This is a genomic window from Pseudomonas lundensis (assembly GCF_015377145.2).
Classification (GTDB): Bacteria; Pseudomonadota; Gammaproteobacteria; order Pseudomonadales; family Pseudomonadaceae; genus Aquipseudomonas; species Aquipseudomonas lundensis.
This window is the reverse complement of the sequence record NZ_CP062158.2, coordinates 2832897-2850671: the sequence shown is the minus strand read 5'-3', so window position 1 is coordinate 2850671 and position 17775 is coordinate 2832897. Positions and strand designations below refer to the sequence as shown.

11 protein-coding genes are annotated in these 17775 nt (G+C 62.8%); 3 read left to right on the top strand and 8 right to left on the bottom strand.

Annotated elements, in window-relative coordinates:
- Window positions 1–17 precede the first annotated feature (17 nt).
- The 3 genes from IF654_RS13305 to IF654_RS13295 all read left to right on the top strand — a co-directional run bounded on the left by IF654_RS13305 (window position 18) and on the right by IF654_RS13295 (window position 6277).
- A complete protein-coding gene (locus IF654_RS13305; protein WP_194862326.1) occupies window positions 18–4748 on the top strand; it encodes a dermonecrotic toxin domain-containing protein in 4731 nt (1576 codons plus the stop codon).
- Window positions 4749–4818: 70 nt separating this feature from the next.
- On the top strand, window positions 4819–5115 hold the full coding sequence (locus IF654_RS13300) for a DUF5629 family protein (RefSeq protein WP_047275495.1): 297 nt from the start codon (window positions 4819–4821) through the stop codon (window positions 5113–5115).
- Window positions 5105–6277 carry a lactonase family protein gene (locus IF654_RS13295; RefSeq protein WP_047275494.1) on the top strand — a complete coding sequence of 391 codons (1173 nt, stop codon included), beginning with the start codon at window positions 5105–5107 and terminating at the stop codon, window positions 6275–6277. The genes IF654_RS13300 and IF654_RS13295 overlap by 11 nt, the downstream gene beginning before the upstream one ends.
- 80 nt (window positions 6278–6357) lie before the next feature.
- On the opposite strand, the gene IF654_RS13290 is transcribed toward IF654_RS13295, so the two are convergent.
- The 8 genes from IF654_RS13290 to IF654_RS13255 all read right to left on the bottom strand — a co-directional run bounded on the left by IF654_RS13290 (window position 6358) and on the right by IF654_RS13255 (window position 17775).
- Window positions 6358–6957: a glutathione S-transferase gene (locus IF654_RS13290; RefSeq protein ID WP_047280768.1), complete on the bottom strand. Its 600-nt coding sequence runs from the start codon at window positions 6955–6957 to the stop codon at window positions 6358–6360.
- Complete coding sequence (locus IF654_RS13285; protein WP_047280767.1) at window positions 6954–10595, bottom strand: AAA family ATPase; 3642 nt, start codon at window positions 10593–10595, stop codon at window positions 6954–6956. Before IF654_RS13285 ends, IF654_RS13290 begins: the two co-directional genes overlap by 4 nt.
- A complete protein-coding gene (locus tag IF654_RS13280; RefSeq protein ID WP_047280766.1) occupies window positions 10592–11836 on the bottom strand; it encodes an exonuclease SbcCD subunit D C-terminal domain-containing protein in 1245 nt (414 codons plus the stop codon). Before IF654_RS13280 ends, IF654_RS13285 begins: the two co-directional genes overlap by 4 nt.
- 70 nt (window positions 11837–11906) lie before the next feature.
- Entirely contained in the window at window positions 11907–13541 is a 1635-nt protein-coding gene (locus tag IF654_RS13275; RefSeq protein WP_047280765.1) for a BatD family protein, read from the bottom strand.
- Entirely contained in the window at window positions 13538–15274 is a 1737-nt protein-coding gene (locus IF654_RS13270) for a tetratricopeptide repeat protein (RefSeq protein WP_047280764.1), read from the bottom strand. Before IF654_RS13270 ends, IF654_RS13275 begins: the two co-directional genes overlap by 4 nt.
- On the bottom strand, window positions 15271–16347 hold the full coding sequence (locus tag IF654_RS13265; RefSeq protein ID WP_194862327.1) for a vWA domain-containing protein: 1077 nt from the start codon (window positions 16345–16347) through the stop codon (window positions 15271–15273). The genes IF654_RS13270 and IF654_RS13265 overlap by 4 nt, the downstream gene beginning before the upstream one ends.
- Window positions 16340–16834, bottom strand: coding sequence for a DUF4381 domain-containing protein (locus tag IF654_RS13260; RefSeq protein ID WP_094989222.1), 495 nt, complete (start codon window positions 16832–16834; stop codon window positions 16340–16342). The genes IF654_RS13265 and IF654_RS13260 overlap by 8 nt, the downstream gene beginning before the upstream one ends.
- Complete coding sequence (locus IF654_RS13255) at window positions 16831–17775, bottom strand: DUF58 domain-containing protein (protein ID WP_047275477.1); 945 nt, start codon at window positions 17773–17775, stop codon at window positions 16831–16833. Before IF654_RS13255 ends, IF654_RS13260 begins: the two co-directional genes overlap by 4 nt.

The following is a 17775-nucleotide window of genomic DNA, read 5'->3' as shown; positions in this document are numbered from 1 at the left end:
TTGATAAGGAAGTACCCATGTCCGATTCCGCCCCTTCACCCTTACCGGTCTACGCCTCCCACGTGGTCCAGCGTGCGGTGGCTGCACAATTTGCCGCCCGTCCCACCGTGCGTGCGGTGGTCACACAGTGGCTGACCCAGCAACTGGCTCACTCCATCACCCTCAAGCAGCACGCCTTCGATCTGAGCAACACCTATCTGGTGCTGACCGTCGACGCCCAGGGTCAACCCCTTGCCACCCAGCGCTACTGTTTATTGATCGATGAGCTGCTGGATCATGTCGCCAGCCGAGAACCGCTCACCTACCGGTATTACGATGACCCGACGTGCTTCGTAGCGATGAGCCCGGTGGCGCCTCCGGTCGGTGGCTTTGTGCCGATCGAACCCATGAGCGTGATCGAGCCCTTGCTGTTGGAGGTGCTGAGTATTTGGCCGATTGCCTTTCAAGACGCGCTCATCGCGTATTGGAATCAACCCGTTGATGCCGGTAATACCCGGCTGCACTGGGTGGGCCGGATGATTCGGGACCAGATGCTGACCGGTATCGCGCGGGCGCCTGAGCTCACGGACAACCAGCGCAAGGCGCTGCGTCAGGTTGTGCGCTATCCCCACCGCAATGAGCGCCTGCGCGAGCGCCCGCTCAAGGCAAGGCTGTTTGACGCGCAGACATCGGTCACGGTACACAGCGTGGCAGGCCGGTTGTGGGCGGCCGGGCGCAGGTTTGATGTGGTCACCCCGGATGCCGTGATCGAGGTGCTCGAGAACGGTGTAAGCACCTGGTTCTATTGCACGCCGGGCGGGACCCTTCAACGTTTTGCGTCCTTGGGGACGTTGACCCGCTTCTGGAGCCTGCGGTTTGCCTCGCGTTATCGATTGCAGCGTGCGCAATGTGTGCTTTACGAGCCCGCCGGCAACCTTCTCGACACCCAGTCGATGTGTGTGCTGGAGCGTCAGCTGGACGCCATCGGGGCATTGGATCAACCCATGACGCTCGCGGCTCTGGAGCAACGCATCCAGGCAGTGACGGACACCGCGGCCGTGTTCAAGGTGAGTGAAGCCCCGGAGCCGCTTGATCTGGCGCCTGTCTATGCGGCGCTGCCACCGTGGTTGCGCAACGCCTGCGCCGCCGACCGCTTTGAATACCGCTCACAACTGGTGGCGTTGGCCAGCGTTTACACACTGGCGCAGGGCAAGCGCTTCAACGATGACATCCCGGACCTCTACACCTATACCGCCCAGGCGCTGCGCCAACAGATGCTGCTCGATCAGCCTCAGGCGCCGGGTTACAACCCGGATGACATCCAACTGACGTTTGTCGACCCGGTGGGCCCGGGCGGCGAGGGCACTGTCGGCACGCTCAACCGGTTCACCCTGACCCTCACCGAATTGGCCGTGGAGAACCTGACCGCCATTCGGGGCAGCCGCATGACCATTACTCACGCCAAAGGCCAGCTGATTCAGGACTGGTGGATGACGCCTGACTACATCAAGCGTCTGGTGCGCCGTGTCAATATTGGCCTGCGTTATCCGCAGTGGATCCGCCAGTGCCTGCTCAACGACCCAGACGACGCCCTGCGACGTGAACGACTTTTCACCGATGAGCTGCGCGTGCAGTTGGTGCTGCAAGCGCTGGAAATCACACTCCGCAAAACGGCCCCGCTCACTCAACGCGGGTTTCAGATGATCAAAGCCCTCATGCACCCGGACCCGCAAATGCGGGCAGTGGGCGGACAACCCGTGTGCATCCGGCCGCTCACGCTGTTATCGGTGCCCACCTTGCCTGCCCACGAGGTGCGCAGCATGTTTGTCATCGGCCCTACCGAGGTCAGGGCAGGGTGCCATGTGCTGTATCGCCCGTTGCATAAGCAGCCGTTGGTTGAATACCCCTCGTGGGACGCGTTGTTTGCGGCCATTGCAGCGCCGGGCGAGTTGCAGCGCAGTGTGCTGGCCTGGCTGCCCGCCAGTGCCCGCCCCCTGTATGAGGCAGGCGGTTTCTACCGCTTGAACCTGCCTTCGCGCAACGTGCATGCCGACAGTTCATTTCCCCTGATCGCGGGTGCAGCGACGTTGGGCACCTTCACCTTGAGCCAGGACTTCATGCATGACCTGTACCTTGACATGGCGCGAACACTCAGTGAGCTGGCCGACCGGCAGACCGTGTCCAACGCAGAACAACGTTGGCAGTCGCTGATCACGGGGGGTTGGTTGTTGTTCAGTGCAGTGGTGCCTAACCTGCCATTGGCCTGGCCACTGCGGGTCATCGCGGGTATCAGCATGACGTGGCTGGCGGTGCAGAACGATATAGAACAGCTGCGCGCAACTGACGAACAGCAGAAAGCCTCGGCCCTGATCGACCTGATCTTCAATTGTGCGTTGGTGCTGTTGCACGCCCGGACGGTGGTGCCGCGCCCGTTGTTGCAGCAGGAGCCGGACGCCGTGTTGATCCCGGCCAGTGTCAGAGCGCGCGAGGCGCTGCAGCCGCTCCCGGCACCGCCGATCATCGAAGCGGGGGTGACCCATGGTGTGGACGTCGAGGTCGGCCATCAGCTCACCGCGCTGGATTTTTCCTGGTTTACCAACCCGCAAGTCAAGTACACCCGATGGCAACTGAGCTGGCTGGACCGTCATCATGTCTCAGGCTTCAAGAGTGACAGCCCTGCGATAGACCGAGGGCCTTATCAGGGCTTGTTGGTGTTCAAACACCAGTTGTATGCCGAGGTGGATAACTGGGTGTATCGCGTCCAGCTCGATGATGACGATGTCTACCTGGTCAACCCGCACGATCCGCAAGACCGCGGTCCTCGCATCCTGCGCAATGAACAGGGGAGTTGGACGTACGACCTGCGGTTGCGGTTGCGCGGCGGCACCCCCCAGTCCCGGCTGAGGGCGAAGAAGGAGCAGCGCATCAAACGCCTGACGGAGTTGCGTGAGCAACTCACGCTCTACAATGCCCGGGCCAAGGTGCTGGAAACCGAAATGACGGCGGCGCAAACCCTCAGCGACAAGGTCAATGCCGATGACACTGAAACCGGCGACCTGACCCGACGTCGCGCGGCACTGGAAAACTACATCGCGGTCATGGAGCGTCAGAAGCCTGAATACGAAGCCGCCTTGAAGCTGTTTCTGGAGAAGCAGGACGTCTTGGCTGAAGAGAAAGACCCTGCCAATTTGGTCGGCTTTTATAAATTCCTGATTCGCCTGACCAGCACGTTGTTCGATAGCCATCTGATGCTGACGGGGGTTTTCAAAGCGCAGCACCCCGACGTTTTCAGCAACGAGGGTCAGTTTGTCAATGTGCAGACCCTGCGCTCAGCGGCTTACCGGGCCGATTGCCAGGCCATCATCGACGCCTTTGACAAGGCGGCAGGGTATTTTCGCGAGTTGGAGACGTACGTCCGCGCACTGCGCGCCGTTCCGAAACTGGGGCATGCCACCGCGCTTGAAGCGCAGAAAAAATACGTGCTGTTTGAACAGGCGGACATGACTCACTATCGCTCCAGCGTTGTGTGCCGGGGCTATCAATTGTTGGTATTGCCTGAGCTGATCGTCTCCTCGCCGGGCAGCGCAGACTGGGTGACGGTGAGAAAAATACTGACCGACCTTTTTTATACCTCGCAAAGTCAATACGCACTGGAAGATCAATCGCTGTTCAGCCTTGAGGAGCGTGCCGAAATTCTCACTGACGTCCGCGAGCGGTATGCCCGCGCTGATGACGCGCTGGGGATTTTTCAGGAAGAGGCAGGCGCGCGGTTGAACAGACCGGCCTTTAACAACGTGCTTTCGATACTGGTTGAACTGGATCAACGGGCCGAGGCCATGCTGGACGAGCAGGCCAAGGAGCAATCGCAGTGGTTACCGGCGCAGCCCCGCCCCCTGCGCACGCCCACCTATACGCGCAAAATTGTCCGTACCCGTAAAAAAGGGATTCTGGTCGGCATCCCCCGTAAAAACACCCGCGAGGGCGACGCCGAGGTTGTGGACGTGGGCGATCTGTCGGGCGCCAGTGCCCGAAGCACCAGCCCTTCGCCCCACCTGACCGTCACCTTCAAACAAACCGCCCCGGATCAGTGGGTTGAAGTGCAAGCGCCGGTCGTGGTGCCCGAACGGCCACTGTCGGAACTCAAAACCGAAGCCAATACGTTGGTGCAGGGGCTGAATGCGCAGATCCGCAGGGTCAAGGGCTACGCCAAGCGGTCCAGGTTCCCGTTGGAGCTGGAAGAAATTCTCGACCGTTATGCGCAAAAACTGGATCGGCTGGTGCTGGAGATCAAACAGGCTGCCCCCGATGAGCCTGCCGTCGAGCACCCCAAGCCGGGCACCGTGCCGATGTACATCAAACGCCTGGAAAACGGCGCGGCGCTGCTGCGTTCCCAAGGTGTTGAGCTGCTGATGTCGTTACCACCCACCACCGCCACGGTTAACTTCCTGCTGGAGAAGCAACACGTCAGCGTGAACAAACTCGAGCCGCGTGTGGCCTTGCGTGGGGAACGTCAGGACTTCGTGCAGGAGTACGAAATCAAAAACACCGCCGGCAACGTGCTCTGGTATGCGCATTTGCATTACAAAGCGGCCGACAGCCCGGCGCAGAACGTGGAAGCGGCCCATTTCAAGCTGGCGGCTCAACGGTATGCCAGCCAGCCGGCTGAAGATGCCAAAGCCAAACCCGGGCGTGCGCCGACCCAGGTGTATTACGCGCCCATCAGTCAAAAGCTGCTGACGGAACGATTTCTGACGCGGGACGTCCAGTGAAAGACAGACAGGCATGGGTAAAGGGGCTGGTTTGACCTATCATTGCGCCTTTCCAACAGGTGAATGATTAATGAGCGATTCAAACCAGACCATGCGTGCGGCCCTTGAAAGCAGCGACATGCTGATTATTGACGGGCTGCACGCCTGGGATTTTTCTCTGGATGATGTGCAATTGCTCATCAAGTGCATGGATGGCCGCGCCGAAAAACGCTGGAGTTTTACACCCCCACAGCTTGAGGCGGCGGTTTTTGACGACAGCCTGCAAAGCTGGACCCTCGTGGGCAACTCGGGCGAGCACCGCCTGGTCTGCCTCAGCGCATTGAGCGCAAGCAATGATGACGACTGTGAGGTGGTTGATGAAGCTTAAATGGTTGCCGCTGTTGATGGCCTCAAGCGTGGGCGCGATGTCGGCGCAAGCGGCCTCCGAGCGTGAAGTGGAGTTGCTCGTCGGTTCGTATACCCAAGGCAAAAGCCAGGGCATCTACCGCTTGCAGTTCGACAGCGAAAAAGGGCGCATCACCCCTGAACCGTTGCAAGTGTTTAAGTCGGCCAACCCCTCCTGGTTGACGCTGTCCGCCGACCAGCAGCGGCTGTTCGTGGTCAACGAAAACGGTAAAGGCCAGGCGGATGTGGTGGGGCGCGTGAGCAGTGTCGCGATCAACCCCCAGACCCATGAGCTGACGCTGGTCAATCAGGTCAAAACCCTGGGCGAAGAGCCCACCCACTCCAGCCTGAGCCATGATGAGCGCTATCTGTTCGTGGCCAACTATGGCGTGCATGCCGACCCCGGCGGCAGCCTGGCGGTGTTGCCGATCAATGCGCAAGGCCAGTTGCAGCCCGTGACCCAAATGAGCAGCCACCCGGCCAGCCGGGTTAACCCTGAACGCCAGTTGTCCGCGCACGTGCATTCGGTGGTGTCATCCCCGGACGGCCACTTCGTCTATGCCAACGATCTGGGCGCCGACAAGATTTTTGTCTACCGCTACGACCCCGCAGCCAACCCCGAGCATCCTCTGATCCCCGCCGAACCGGCTGCCATTGAACTGCCTGCCGGCAGTGGTCCGCGCCACCTGTTGTTCTCGCGCGATGGCAAACACGCTTACCTGACCACAGAAATGAGTGCTCAGGTGTTTGTGTTCGATTACGACAACGGTCAGCTCAAACAGCGTCAGGCGGTAGAACTGGCGCCGGGCCAACCGGCCGTGAACCGCGCCGCAGGCGGCCTGCACACCAGCGCCGACGGCAAGTTCCTGTACGTCAGTAATCGGGGCAAGGCCAACGAATTGCTGGTCTTTGCGATTAACCCCGCCAATGGCGAGTTGACGCACCTGCAGCGCCGCTCCGTTGAAGGCGATCACCCCCGTGAATTCGCCCTCAGCCCCAACGGCAAGTTTGTGCTGATCGCCAACCAGATGAGCAACAACATCGTGGTCATGGAACGCGATCCGCAGACCGGCAAACTGGGCGACACCGTGCAAAACCTGTCGATGGACGCACCGTCCGACCTCAAGTTCATCAACCGGCCATAACCCTTGGCGGCTGAATCCCTGCGCACGGGTCGACAAGCGCAGGGACGTGGCGGCCCTTTTACGTCCTCAACCCCTGTCGCTCAGGGCTGTTTGGCCATCACCGCCGTGAACAGCCCTGACGCGAGGAAGCGTTCAAGCCAGGCCTGCAATTTAGGGTAGGGCGCTTGCGCGAACCACGCGCGGTCCACGTGGGCGAACTGGCGTATGAACGGTGCCAGTGCCACGTCGGCCAAGGTCAACGTGGTGCCGGTCAGGTAGGGGATGTGCTCAAGCAGGCACTCAAGCCGCTGCAACACAACCGCCGCTTGCGCCCGGTAATGCTCCATCGGGTACTCGGGGTAGCGCACGGCGTACTTGTAGCGGTCCAGCAGCACCTTGAAGCGGGTGTCGTTTTCTTCAATCAACGTTTCGATCAAAGGCCGGTCCGCTGGCAGCCAAACGTCGGGGTCGTTCTGACTCAGGGCCCAGTGCATGATCTCCAGACTTTGCTCGATGACCCGGCCGTCGGCGCACACCAGCACCGGCACCGTGCCTTTGGGCGAAGCGGCGAGCATGTCGGCGGGCTTGGCTTTGAGGCTGACCTCAATGATCGACACCGGGACACCGCTGTAGCGCAGGGCCATGCGGGCGCGCATGGCGTAGGGGCAGCGGCGGAACGAGTAGAGGGTGTGCAGGCTCATTTGACCTGCACCGTGCTCAGCCCGTTGCCTTGGCGCTGAACCTGTATCTGCACCGGAATCCGTTCGTGCATTTCCTGCACATGGGAAATCACCCCGACCTTGCGTCCCTGTGCCTGCAATCCGTCCAGCGCGTCCATCGCCAGTTGCAAGGATTCAGGGTCGAGGCTGCCGAAGCCTTCATCAATAAACAGCGATTCGATTTTCAGCGTGCTGGACGCCATGGACGCCAGCCCGAGGGCCAGCGCCAGCGACACCAAAAAGGTCTCGCCGCCCGACAACGAATGCACCGAGCGCAGTTCGTCGCCCATTTCCGTGTCCATCACCAGCAATCCAAGCATGCTGCCGCCGCGCTTGAGGCGGTAGCGGCGCACCAGTTGGCGCAGTTGGGCATTGGCGTGATGGACCAGCAGGTCGAGGTTATAAGCCTGGGCAATCTTGCGAAATTTGTCCCCGGTGCCCGAACCGATCAAATCACTGAGCCGCGCCCAGCGCTGCCACTCGTCATAGGCTTGCGCGGTGCGCTGCGCCAGTGCCTGATTGGCCTCAGTGCGCCGATTGTCTTCAGCTTGTTGCGCGCGCAGTCCGGCGCTCAATTGTTCGCTCACCTCCAGTTGAACGTTCAGCGCGTCAAGGGCCTGAGTCAGGGCCTCGGCGTCCAGATTGCCGTTGGCCTGCGCCTGATGCCGGGCGAGTTGCTGTTCGCGTTCCTGAAGCAGAACCCGGGTGTGTTCCAGGTTTTTTTCACTGCCCAGCAGACGCTCGCGCAGTGACCGCACCTGTGGCTCGTCATGGGCCAACAATTGATGCAGGCGCGCGTCATCCACGCCAGTGTGCAAGGCACGCCATTGGGCGACCTGCGCCGTTAACGTGGCGTGCTCCTGCTCAAGTGCCTGCAAACGTTCGCGGTGCGCCTTGAGTTCAGCCGTCAGTTGGATCTGCTGGCGGGTGGTGGCCTGCACGGTGTCGCTGGCATGGGCTTGCGCGGTGCGGGCTTGTTCCAGGGCCTGTTCAAGGTGTTGCTGCCAGGCTTCGGCGCTGCTGTGTGGGCCCAGCAGGGCGTGCAGGGCCTGCTTGCTGGCATGTTGCTGCGCGAGCCATTCGTCCAGGGCTTGCTGCAGCGCGTCCTGCTGGGAGCGCTGATGGCTATGCTGAACCTGATCGCGCTCGAGGGTCTGGCTGCGCGCCGCATGCTCAGCGAGTTCGTCGCGTTGTTGCTCCAGGTGCGCAAGCCGCTCGCCCACCTGTTGATCCAACGCCATGAAACAGGCCGACGTGTGCGCACGCAGTTCGGCCAGGCGCTCGGCAGGCAACAGGCTGGAGAACGCCGCCAGTTCCTCTTCGAGGCGCTGGGCGTCGGCGTTGAGCTGCACCTGCTGGTCGGCCAGTTGCCGGGCGGCCAACTGGCTGGCGTCGCTGCTGCGCTGGATGTCGCCTTGCAGTTGTGCGGCGTCCCTTTGCAGGGCGAGCAGGGCGTTCTGACGTTCTTCGTCACGGCTGATGCTGTAGTGCAATTGTTCAAGCCGATGGGCCAGCCACGGCGCCCGCTTGGCCGCGGGTTGGTCCTGCCACTGCGCATGGTGCGGGTGCGCCTCCAGGCTGGGGGCGAGTCCCTGTTGGTCGTCCAGCAATTGCTGATGTTGCAGGCGCAGTTCGCGCAGTTGCGCATTCAGGCCGCTGACCTGTTCACGCAGTTGATCGAGGGTGGCCTTGAATGTGTCCACGGCCTTGCGGGCCGCCGCCTCTTCGTTTTCGTCATGGCGCGAAAGGCTTTGCAACAAGGCTTCGGGCTGGTGGTACGGGTGCTCGTGGCTGCCGCAGACCGGGCACGGCTGGTTGTCCTGCAAGTGCTCGCGCAGTTCTTCAACACTGGCGCTGCGGGCCAGTCGCTGGCGCTCCAGCAGTTGGCGGGTGACGTTCAGTGCCTGCTCGGCCGCCTCGTATTGTTTTTTGGTCTGGGTGCCGAGTTCGATCCGCTGTTCGCGTTCTGTGTGCAGCGCCTGCAATTTGCTTTGCAGGGCCTGCAACCGGTCGTCCAGCGCCTGTTGAGTGCTGCTCAGCCGCTGCAAGTCTTCGTAGTCGCGCTGCTGCTGGCGATTGTCCTTGAGCAAGCTGCCCAACGCCTGGATTTGCTCGTTGACGGCGTGGGGTTCGGCCGCCGCTTCCTGAAACAGGATTTCCAGGCTGTTGCGCTGTTCAGTCAGTTGCTGCGCGGCGTGCAGGGCACGTTGCTCCAGGGCCGGCAGCTCGTGTTGACCGGTGCTTAAAGTGGTGCTCAAGCGCACCAGTTGCTGCAAGCGCGGGCGCCAGGCGTCCCAGGCATTGGCCAGCGGCGCCAGTTCAGCGCTGTGCTCAAGCTGTTGGGCAATCAGTGACAGCTGTTCGGTGCTGCGTTGCTGGCGCTCGATCAGGGTGTCGAGCCGTTGTTGGCCCGCCGCACTGGCGGTGTCGGCTTGCTGTTTGAGGGCGCGTTGCTTGTCGAGCGTGTCAGTGAGCCGTTGCAGGTTGGCCTGTTCTGCATAGGCCTGCTGCAGTGGCGTGGCGCACTGCTGGTGCATGGCCTGGGCCTGCTCTGTCGCCAGCCGCGCGGCTTCCAGCGTGTGCACCTGTTGCGCGTGTTGTGCCTCTAACTGCGCATGTTGCTGTTGATGGTCGGCCATCTGCGCCGTGAGTGGACGCACCTGTGCGTCCAACTCGGCCAGCCGTGCAAACTGATGGCGCTGGGGGGCCAGTTGTTCGAGCCAGTGCAGGGTGTCGCGGTCACCGGCCTGGCTGTCCCACAGCCCTTGCGCCTGCTGCAACTGCTCGGCGGCGCTTTGGTGTTGTTCTTGCAGTTCGCGCAACGTCTTGAGCCAGACGTGTTGCTGCTCCAGCTGTTTGAGCTGGCCTTGTCGGGCCTTGAGCTGTTGTTGGGCCAGGGTGAATTGTTGATCCAGTTCGAGGCGCGCGTCAGGCGACAGGGGCGTAATCCCCACCGCTTGATCCTGTAGCTGCTTGTGCAGGTCGCGGGTTTCCTTGGCCTTGTCGAAAGCACGTTTGCCCAGACGGGTGTACAGCGCAGTGTCGGTGAGTTTTTCCAGCAGTTCGCTGCGTTCGTTGTCGTCGGCCTTGAGGAAGGCGCTGAACTCGCTTTGGGCCAGCATCACGGCGCGGGTGAACTGTTCGAAGTTCAACCCCAGCCGCGCTTCGAGCTGGACCTTGTAATCACCTTTCTGGCTGGCCAGCAATTGATCGCTGTCCAGATCGCGCAGGCTCTGGCGGCTGGCCTGGAGCTTGCCGGTGGCCTTTTCCCGCGCGCGGTTGGCTTCCCAGCGCGCCCGGTAGCGGCGTCCGTCGATGCCGAGAAAATCCACTTCGGCATAACCTTCGCCCGTGCCGCGCCGCAGCAGGGTGCGCGGGTCGCCAGTGGCGATCTCGCCGTCAACATCGGGCACTTTGGCGTCACGACCGGTGTTGTTCAGGCGCGGCACGGCGCCAAACAACGCCAGGCACAAGGCGTCGAGCAGGGTGCTTTTACCGGCGCCGGTGGGGCCGGTAATGGCGAATAGACCGGCGCTGGCCAGGGGCTCGGCCGTGAAATCCAGTTCAAACGGGCCCGCCAGCGAAGCGAGGTTTTTCAGGCGGATGGCGAGGATTTTCATGGCTGTTCGCCCTCCAGCTGTACGTCTTGCAACAACACGGCAAAGTCCTTGAGGGTCTGTTCATCGGCCTCGCGGCCATAGCTGTCTAGCCAGGCCCGGCTGAACAGCTCTTGCGGGGTCAACTGGTCGAGTTCAATCAGCCGCGCGTTGTCGTCTTCGTCCCCGCGTTTGCCCGTGCCCGCATACTCGGCGCTGATGCGCACCAGGCGCACGGACTTGCCTTGCAACGCGGTTTCAATCTGCTGGCGCAGGTCTGGCTGGGGTTCGTCGAGGATCACCCGCACTTCGAGCCACGGCTGGCGCTGGGTATCGGCCAGCAGATCAACGTCCGGCACGCCGCTCAGTTGCGAGAGAATTTCGCTCAGTGGCGCCGGGCCGATGCGTTGCAGATTGACCGCGCGGGGGATCAGCAAGGGCTCGACGCTGACCAGGGTTTCGCCCTCCAGTTGCACCTCCAGCACCTGATGCGGGTAGCTGATCTCCGAAAAGGACAGGGGAATGGGCGAGCCGCAGTAGCGAATCCGCTCTTCACCATTGACCTTTTGCGGCTTGTGCAAATGCCCGAGGGCCACGTAGCTGATGCTTGGGCCGAACAGGCTGGCGGGGAGGGCTTCGGCGTTGCCGATAATCAGGCTGCGCTCCGAGTCTTCGGAGACCGAACCGCCCGCCATGTGCGCATGGCTGATGGCTATCAGCGCCTGACCGGGCTGGCGTTTGGCATTGGCGGCCTCGATCAGCCACTCATGCACCTGACCGATGCCGCGCAGGTAGTCATCGCCCAAGTGTGCGCCCGTGACCTCGGCGGGGCGCAGGAACGGCAACGCCAGGCACCAGGCCGCGATCTGTCCGGTTGCGTCCGGCAGCGGGATCATCAGGCGCTCGGCATCGAGCTGGCCATCGTCAAGCCACAGCACACGACCCAGCGCGTGGGTGCGCAGGCGCCGCATCAGCGGGGCAGGCAGCTCAATGCGCGAACCGGAGTCATGGTTGCCGGCAATCATCACGATGGTCAGCGCGGGGTGCTGTTCATGGGCGCTGACGATGAAGTCGTAAAGGCGTTCCTGGGCTTTGACCGGCGGGTTGACCGTGTCGAAGATGTCCCCGGCAATTAACAGCACGTCGGGTTGCCGGGTGGCCAATTGGGCCAGCAGCCAGTTAAGAAAACAGGCGTGTTCGAAGTCACGTTCCTGGCCATGGAGGTTTTGCCCCAAATGCCAGTCGGAAGTGTGAAACAGGCGCATAACAGAATCCGTTTAAAAAGGTCATCAGCGGTCGCGCCAGGCAGGGAGCATGCCCGTCGCCACCTCGACATTATTTGGGGTAGAGCGGCGGCAGGCTGCTCGGCTCGCTGCCGGGGTCTTGCTCTCGCTCGTGCGCCGGAATGCTGCGAATGGCCTTCCATAACTCTTCGCCTTGCCAGTGCTGGCCAGACTCGCTGTAGAGCGCGCCATTGAGGCCGTCCAGCGCATCGGACAACAACACAAAGCGCGCGGCCATGTCCGCCAGGGTTTCGGGTTGCTGGCGGGCCCAGGCATCGAGTGCCTGGCGGGTCGCTTGCGGGTCGTTGGCCAGGCAGGCGCGTTTGAGATCATCGAGCAGTGTGCGCGGGCTGGGGCCAGTCTGCGCAGCCCGCAAAATGGCTGGCTGCCAGCGGGCGCGCCACCACAGGCCAAAGCCGATCAGCGTCGAGCAACCCAATACAAAGGTGCTGAGTTGCCACAGCCAGAGCGACGATTCATCGCTCAGGGGCCGCGTCGTATCGCTGGCGGCAGGGTCCAGCGCCAGGTCAGGGTTGGCGGCGACTTGCAGCGTGCGCGCCGGTAAGTAGCTGCGCTCAAGGCGATCTTCGTGGGTGTTCCACCACACCACTTCCACCGCGGGCAATTCGACTTGGCCTATGCGGGTGGGCACCAGCGCCTCGCGCTCTTCGCGACTGCCGATCAGGCCGTTTTCGGTGATTTGATTGCTCAGTTGCGGCAGGTCGGGATAACGCCGCAAGCCGTTGACGTCGGTGGCGGTGAGTGCGGGCAATTGCGCGCTGGACAGCCCTTGGGCCTTGAGCGTCAGGGTCCGGGTGAGCGAGTCGCCCACCCTGCAGTGATCGGGCTCGGGGTTCCAGGTTTCACTCATGCTCAGGCTGCGTGCGGGCAACCAGGGCGCGGTGCTCGGGTAGTCTTGCGGCTTGGGCTTGACCTTGAGCGGGATGTCCGGCGACGTCACGTGTACCAGTTTTCCCGGTACCGGGCCCAAGGGCGCCGGGGCGTTGGACTGTTGGCTGTCGACCTGGGTGGCACTGAAAGTTTGCGCAGGCACCAGCAGCTCGCCACTGTGCTGCGGGTAGATCCCGTAGCGCATTTCGATGACGCCGTGGCGCACCCCGTTGATCAGTTTTTCGTAAGTCCGCGACTCGCCGAGCTGTTCGACAATGGCATCGCTCAGGTGCAACGGGGTCAGGCTGCTGTCGTCGTACAGGGCCACCGAGTGGTAAATGCGCAGGGTCAGGATGGCCTGGGCCTGCACGTAGACGCTGGACTGGTCGAGGCTGGACTCAATAAAGACCGGAGCCAGTTCGTTGACCGTGGCTTCACTCTGGCTGACGGTCAGGCTGATCGGCTGGCTGTGATAATCGCCCACCTGCAGCGGCGGGATCACCACTGTACCGGTGCGCCTGGGTTGCAGGGTGATGATCCAGCGGGTGTTGGCTTTGTTGCTGTCGCTCAGGTTGGTCAGTTGATTGACCTGCCGCGTGCCGCGCACCTCAAACAGGTCGTCGAGGGGGCTGAGGTCGGGCTTGCCAAATTGCGTGGCGTCATTGGATTCCAGCGTCAGCTCAACGGTTTCGCCCGAGTTGAGGTGATCGCGATCGACACTGGCGACCAGCCCCAGTGCCTGGACGGGCAGTGTCCAGCACCACAGCAAAAGTAACAAAGCACAAAGGCGGTTCATTGAGGCGTGTCCTGATGTTGCTGCTGTTCGTACCAAAATTTTCGTCGCAACAGTTCGCTGGGGTTGTCGGGAATCTGTTTCAGCCATTGCTCCAGTGCCTGCCGGTGTTCTTCTTCAATGGGCCGAATGCCTGCCGGGGCAGGGTTGGTCGCGGGCGCTGCCTCCGGTTCGCCGGGGGCGGTCGGCGGCGCGTCCGGCTGTTGCGCAGGCTGAGGACTGACCTCGCCAGCAGGCGTCGAAGCCCCGCTCGGGTCTTGCGCAGGACGGGTAGCACCGGGCGCGCCCTGGGGTGGCGTGCTGCCCGGTGATTGGGCGTCAGGGGCCGGGTTTTCGGCCTCGGGGGGGCGTTCGGGCGTGGCGTGGCTTTGCTCATGCTGCTCTTCAAGCAGTTGCTCGATCAAGGCCTTGTTCTGGGCCGCGGCCTGCAACTCGGGCTGACGCTCAAGCGCTTGCTCGTAGGCGTCAATGGCCGCCTCCAGCTCGCCTGCCATGGCCAGTGCATTGCCGCGATTGTAGTGGGCGCTGGCGCTGTTGACCTCGGCGAAACGCTCAGCTGCAGCGGCGTAGTCCCCCGCTTGATACAGCGCCATGCCTTGCCACATCGGGTCTTCAAAGTGCTGCACCGCTTGCAGCGGTTTTTTCTGTTCCAGCAGGCGTTGGCCCTGTTGGTCGGGGCGTAGCCACAGGTCGGTGAAACTGAAGGCATAGCTGGGCTGTGGCAGCAAGAACAGCAGCGGCAGGCAGAACAGCCAGCCGCGCCGCCCGGCACAAGCCGCGAGCAGCAACAGGGGCAGCAATAGCCAATAACCCTGGTCGGCCCAGGTGTCCAGGCGCTGGGTCTGGCCGTCGGCCCGCAGGTGGTGTGCGCCGTCCAGCAGGCCGAGCCCGCGCAAGTCGTTGTCATCCAGACGCGCCTGCCGGTAGCGGCCGCCGATGTCCAGCAAGAAACTGCGCAAATCGGGGCTGTCCAGGCGAGGCAACAGAATGGCGCCCTGGTCGTCTTTAAGCAGTAGACCGTTTTCATCGACCACCGGTGCCCCGTCGCGCGTACCGATGCCGAGCATCAGCAACGGCGGCGCATCGCTGCCCAGCCGGCTGCGGATGCCTTCCCGTTCCTGAGCGCTCAGGGAGGAGCCGATCAGCAGTAGTCGCCCTTGGCCCAATGCGCCCTGATCCAGCAACTGCAAGGCTTTACCGACCGCCAGGTCGGCGCGATGGCCGGGTTGGGGCATGATCGAGGGCTTGAGCGCCTCCAACAGGTTGCGGCTGGTGGCCAGGTCGTCAGACAGCGGCACCAGCGTGTGGGCGCTGCCGGCGTACACGATAACCGCCGTTTGCGCGTCACTGCGGTTTTGCAGCAGGTCGTACACCTTGCGCCGCGCTTGTTCCAGGCGAGTGGGCGAGCTGTCCGTGGCCAGCATCTCGGGGGTCAGTTCCAGCATCACCACCAGCGGATCGGCGGGTTTTTGCGTGGCTTGCTCCACCCGCTGCCAGCTCGGGCCCATCAGCGCCAGCGCCGCCAGCAGCCAGCCCAGCCCGAGGACAATCCAGGGCAGTTTGCTGGCGCGGCCATTGCCGCCGCTCAGCAGCACCCGCTGAAACGCCACGGGCAAGATCATTTGCCAGCGCCCGGCGCGTTTTTGGCGGTGCCAGAGTTTCCACAGCAGCCAGCCGAGCAGGGGCAATACCGCCAGCCATTCGGGGCGAAACCAGTGCGGCCAGAGCGTGTTCATCGGCGTCTCCGCAGGCGCAGCCGCTTAAGGCGCTGGCGCCATTGAGGCAGAGGGTGCAGGCGGTGCTCCTGGGTCATCCAGCGGTGCAGCAGCGCATTGGGCCACAGTTCGCGAATCACCATTAGCACACTCAGCAGCAATGCACCTGCCAGTGGCCAGCTATACAGCGCGTTGGCCGGGCGCGCCTGGGTGGGTTGCTGGGCCACCGGTTCGAGTTGGTCGAGGGTGTCCTTGATCGCGGCAAGCTCTTTGCCGTCATGGGCGCGGAAATACTGGCCGCCGGTCAACCGGGCGATTTCCTGAAGCGCGGGCTCGTCCAGATCCACCCCGGGGTTAATCCCGAACAGGCCCTTGGTGCTGCTGTCTTCGGGGTCTGCTCCGATGCCGATCGGGTAGATTTTGACGCCTTCTTCAGCGGCCAGGCGCGCGGCGGTCAGCGGGTCGATCTGCCCGCCGTTGTTGGCACCATCGGTGACCAGGATCAGTACGCGGCTCTGGGCCGGACGTTGGCGCAGGCGTTTGAGGGCCAGGCCAATGGCATCGCCAATGGCGGTATTTTTGCCCGCAATGCCAATGCGTGCCTCGTCCAGCCAGGTGCGCACGGTATGCCGATCAAAGGTCAGCGGCGCTTGCAGGTACGCCTGACTGCCGAACAGGATCAGGCCGACACGGTCGCCTTCGCGGTTTTCCAGAAAGTCGCCCAGCAGGCTTTTGACCAGATCGAGGCGACTGACGTCTTCGTCCCGCCATTGCATGTCCGGAAAATCCATCGACCCCGAGACGTCAACCGCCACCAGTAAATCGCGGCCACTGGCGGCAATGGGCAGCGGCTCACCGACCCATTGCGGGCGTGCAGCCGCCGTCAGCAGCAACAGCCAGAGCAGCAGGTAGGGCGCCTGTTGGCGCCACGAAGGCAGGGTCGAACGGGCTTTGCGTCGCGCCAGTTCTTCGAGGTCGCCCAGAAAGCTGATTTTGAGCGCCGCTTCACCACTGTCCGCCACCGGCAACACAGCACGCATCAGCCACGGCAGCGGCAACAGGGTGAACAGCCAGGGCCAGGCGAACTCAAACATGTTTGCGGATCCAGGTTTCTACGGCTTGATTGAGCCCGGCAATGGCTTTGTCATCAAGCTTGCATTCGGGTTTGTAGGCGCCTTCTACCAGCACCATCCAGCGCGTCAGCCCGGCGGCGGGGCAGCGGTTGTCAAGGAACGCCAGCCATTTGCGGCCATTAAGGGTGTGGCTCTGGCTGTAGGGGTAATGGTTGCGGCACAGACGTTTGAGCAGGCCATTGAGCTGTTGCAGCCAGGCACCGGCGGGTGCGCCGTCGTAAGGTTTGGGAAAGCGCGCGAGTTCTTCAAGCGCCGCCAGGCGTACCGGGTCCAGCGGTTGCTCGGTGCGCTTTGGCAGGCGTTTGGCCGGCAGATAGCGGCGTAACCACCACAGGCCCCAGCCCACCGCGGGGAGGATTACCAGCAGCAGCCACCAACCCGGCGCAGGCGGCCACAGGCCAATGGCCTGAGGCGCAATCAACGGTTGCAGTTGCTCAAGGGTGGTCATAGGGTTTTGCCGGGGCGCTTGGCATTCAGGTAGTCGCGCAATTGTTCGATCATTTCGCTCTGGGTGCTCAAGGGCATCAGCAGCACCCGCAGTTTTTGCGCGAGCAAGGCCCAGCGCGCGATGCGAGCTTCGGCTTGCGCGCGGTAAGCCTGACGCAAATCATAGTTGAGCGTGTCGAGTTCGAGCTGGGCCCCGCGTTCGGCAAAGCGCAGCAAGCCCGCTGCAGGCAGTGCATGGTCCAGCGGGTCCGAGAGCGGTAACAGCATCAGGTCGCAATGGCGGGCCAGCAGGCTCAATTGTTGTTCGGCTGCGTCGGTGAGGGCGCGCTCGTCGCAAATCACGATCACCAGGCTGCCGGGCCGCAGCACTTCTCGGGCACGGATCAGTGCCATGCCCAAGGCATCGCGATCCGATTGCACCTCGGTGTGCAAGGACTGATTGACCCGCACCAGACGGTTGAGCAGTTGCAGCAGGCTCTGTTTACTGCGTCGCGGCTTGATTTCGTAATGTTCGTGGTCGCCGAACACCAGTCCGCCCACGCGGTCGTTGTGGCCCAGCGCTGCCCAACCGATCAGGCTGGCGGCCTGGGCGGCCAGTACGGACTTGAACATCAGCCCTGAGCCGAAAAACAGGCGGCGGCTTTGTTCGGCGAGGATGAAAATCGGCCGTTCGCGTTCCTCATGGAACATCTTGGTGTGGGGCTCAAGAGTGCGGGCCGTGACGCGCCAGTCAATGGTGCGCACATCGTCTCCGGCCTGATACACCCGCACCTGATCGAAATCGACCCCGCGCCCGCGCAGTTTTGAGTGGTGCAGGCCCACCAGCGGGCTGCGCTGGCTGGGCGAGGAAAACAGCTGCACTTCGCGCACCCGATGGCGCATTTCGATCAGCTCGGCCAGGGTCACGCGAATGCCGGGTTCGGCGGGTAGGGGGTTGTTCAT

Bases quoted from the DNA above. Each gene is read 5' to 3' on its own strand.
- IF654_RS13265 (WP_194862327.1), bottom strand. From the start codon at position 16,347: ATGTTTGAGTTCGCCTGGCCCTGGCTGTTCACCCTGTTGCCGCTGCCG.
- IF654_RS13275 (WP_047280765.1), bottom strand. From the start codon at position 13,541: ATGAACCGCCTTTGTGCTTTGTTACTTTTGCTGTGGTGCTGGACACTG.
- IF654_RS13285 (WP_047280767.1), bottom strand. From the start codon at position 10,595: ATGAAAATCCTCGCCATCCGCCTGAAAAACCTCGCTTCGCTGGCGGGC.
- IF654_RS13270 (WP_047280764.1), bottom strand. From the start codon at position 15,274: ATGAACACGCTCTGGCCGCACTGGTTTCGCCCCGAATGGCTGGCGGTA.
- IF654_RS13255 (WP_047275477.1), bottom strand. From the start codon at position 17,775: ATGAACAACCCCCTACCCGCCGAACCCGGCATTCGCGTGACCCTGGCC.
- IF654_RS13260 (WP_094989222.1), bottom strand. From the start codon at position 16,834: ATGACCACCCTTGAGCAACTGCAACCGTTGATTGCGCCTCAGGCCATT.
- IF654_RS13290 (WP_047280768.1), bottom strand. From the start codon at position 6,957: ATGAGCCTGCACACCCTCTACTCGTTCCGCCGCTGCCCCTACGCCATG.
- IF654_RS13280 (WP_047280766.1), bottom strand. From the start codon at position 11,836: ATGCGCCTGTTTCACACTTCCGACTGGCATTTGGGGCAAAACCTCCAT.
- IF654_RS13295 (WP_047275494.1), top strand. From the start codon at position 5,105: ATGAAGCTTAAATGGTTGCCGCTGTTGATGGCCTCAAGCGTGGGCGCG.
- IF654_RS13300 (WP_047275495.1), top strand. From the start codon at position 4,819: ATGAGCGATTCAAACCAGACCATGCGTGCGGCCCTTGAAAGCAGCGAC.
- IF654_RS13305 (WP_194862326.1), top strand. From the start codon at position 18: ATGTCCGATTCCGCCCCTTCACCCTTACCGGTCTACGCCTCCCACGTG.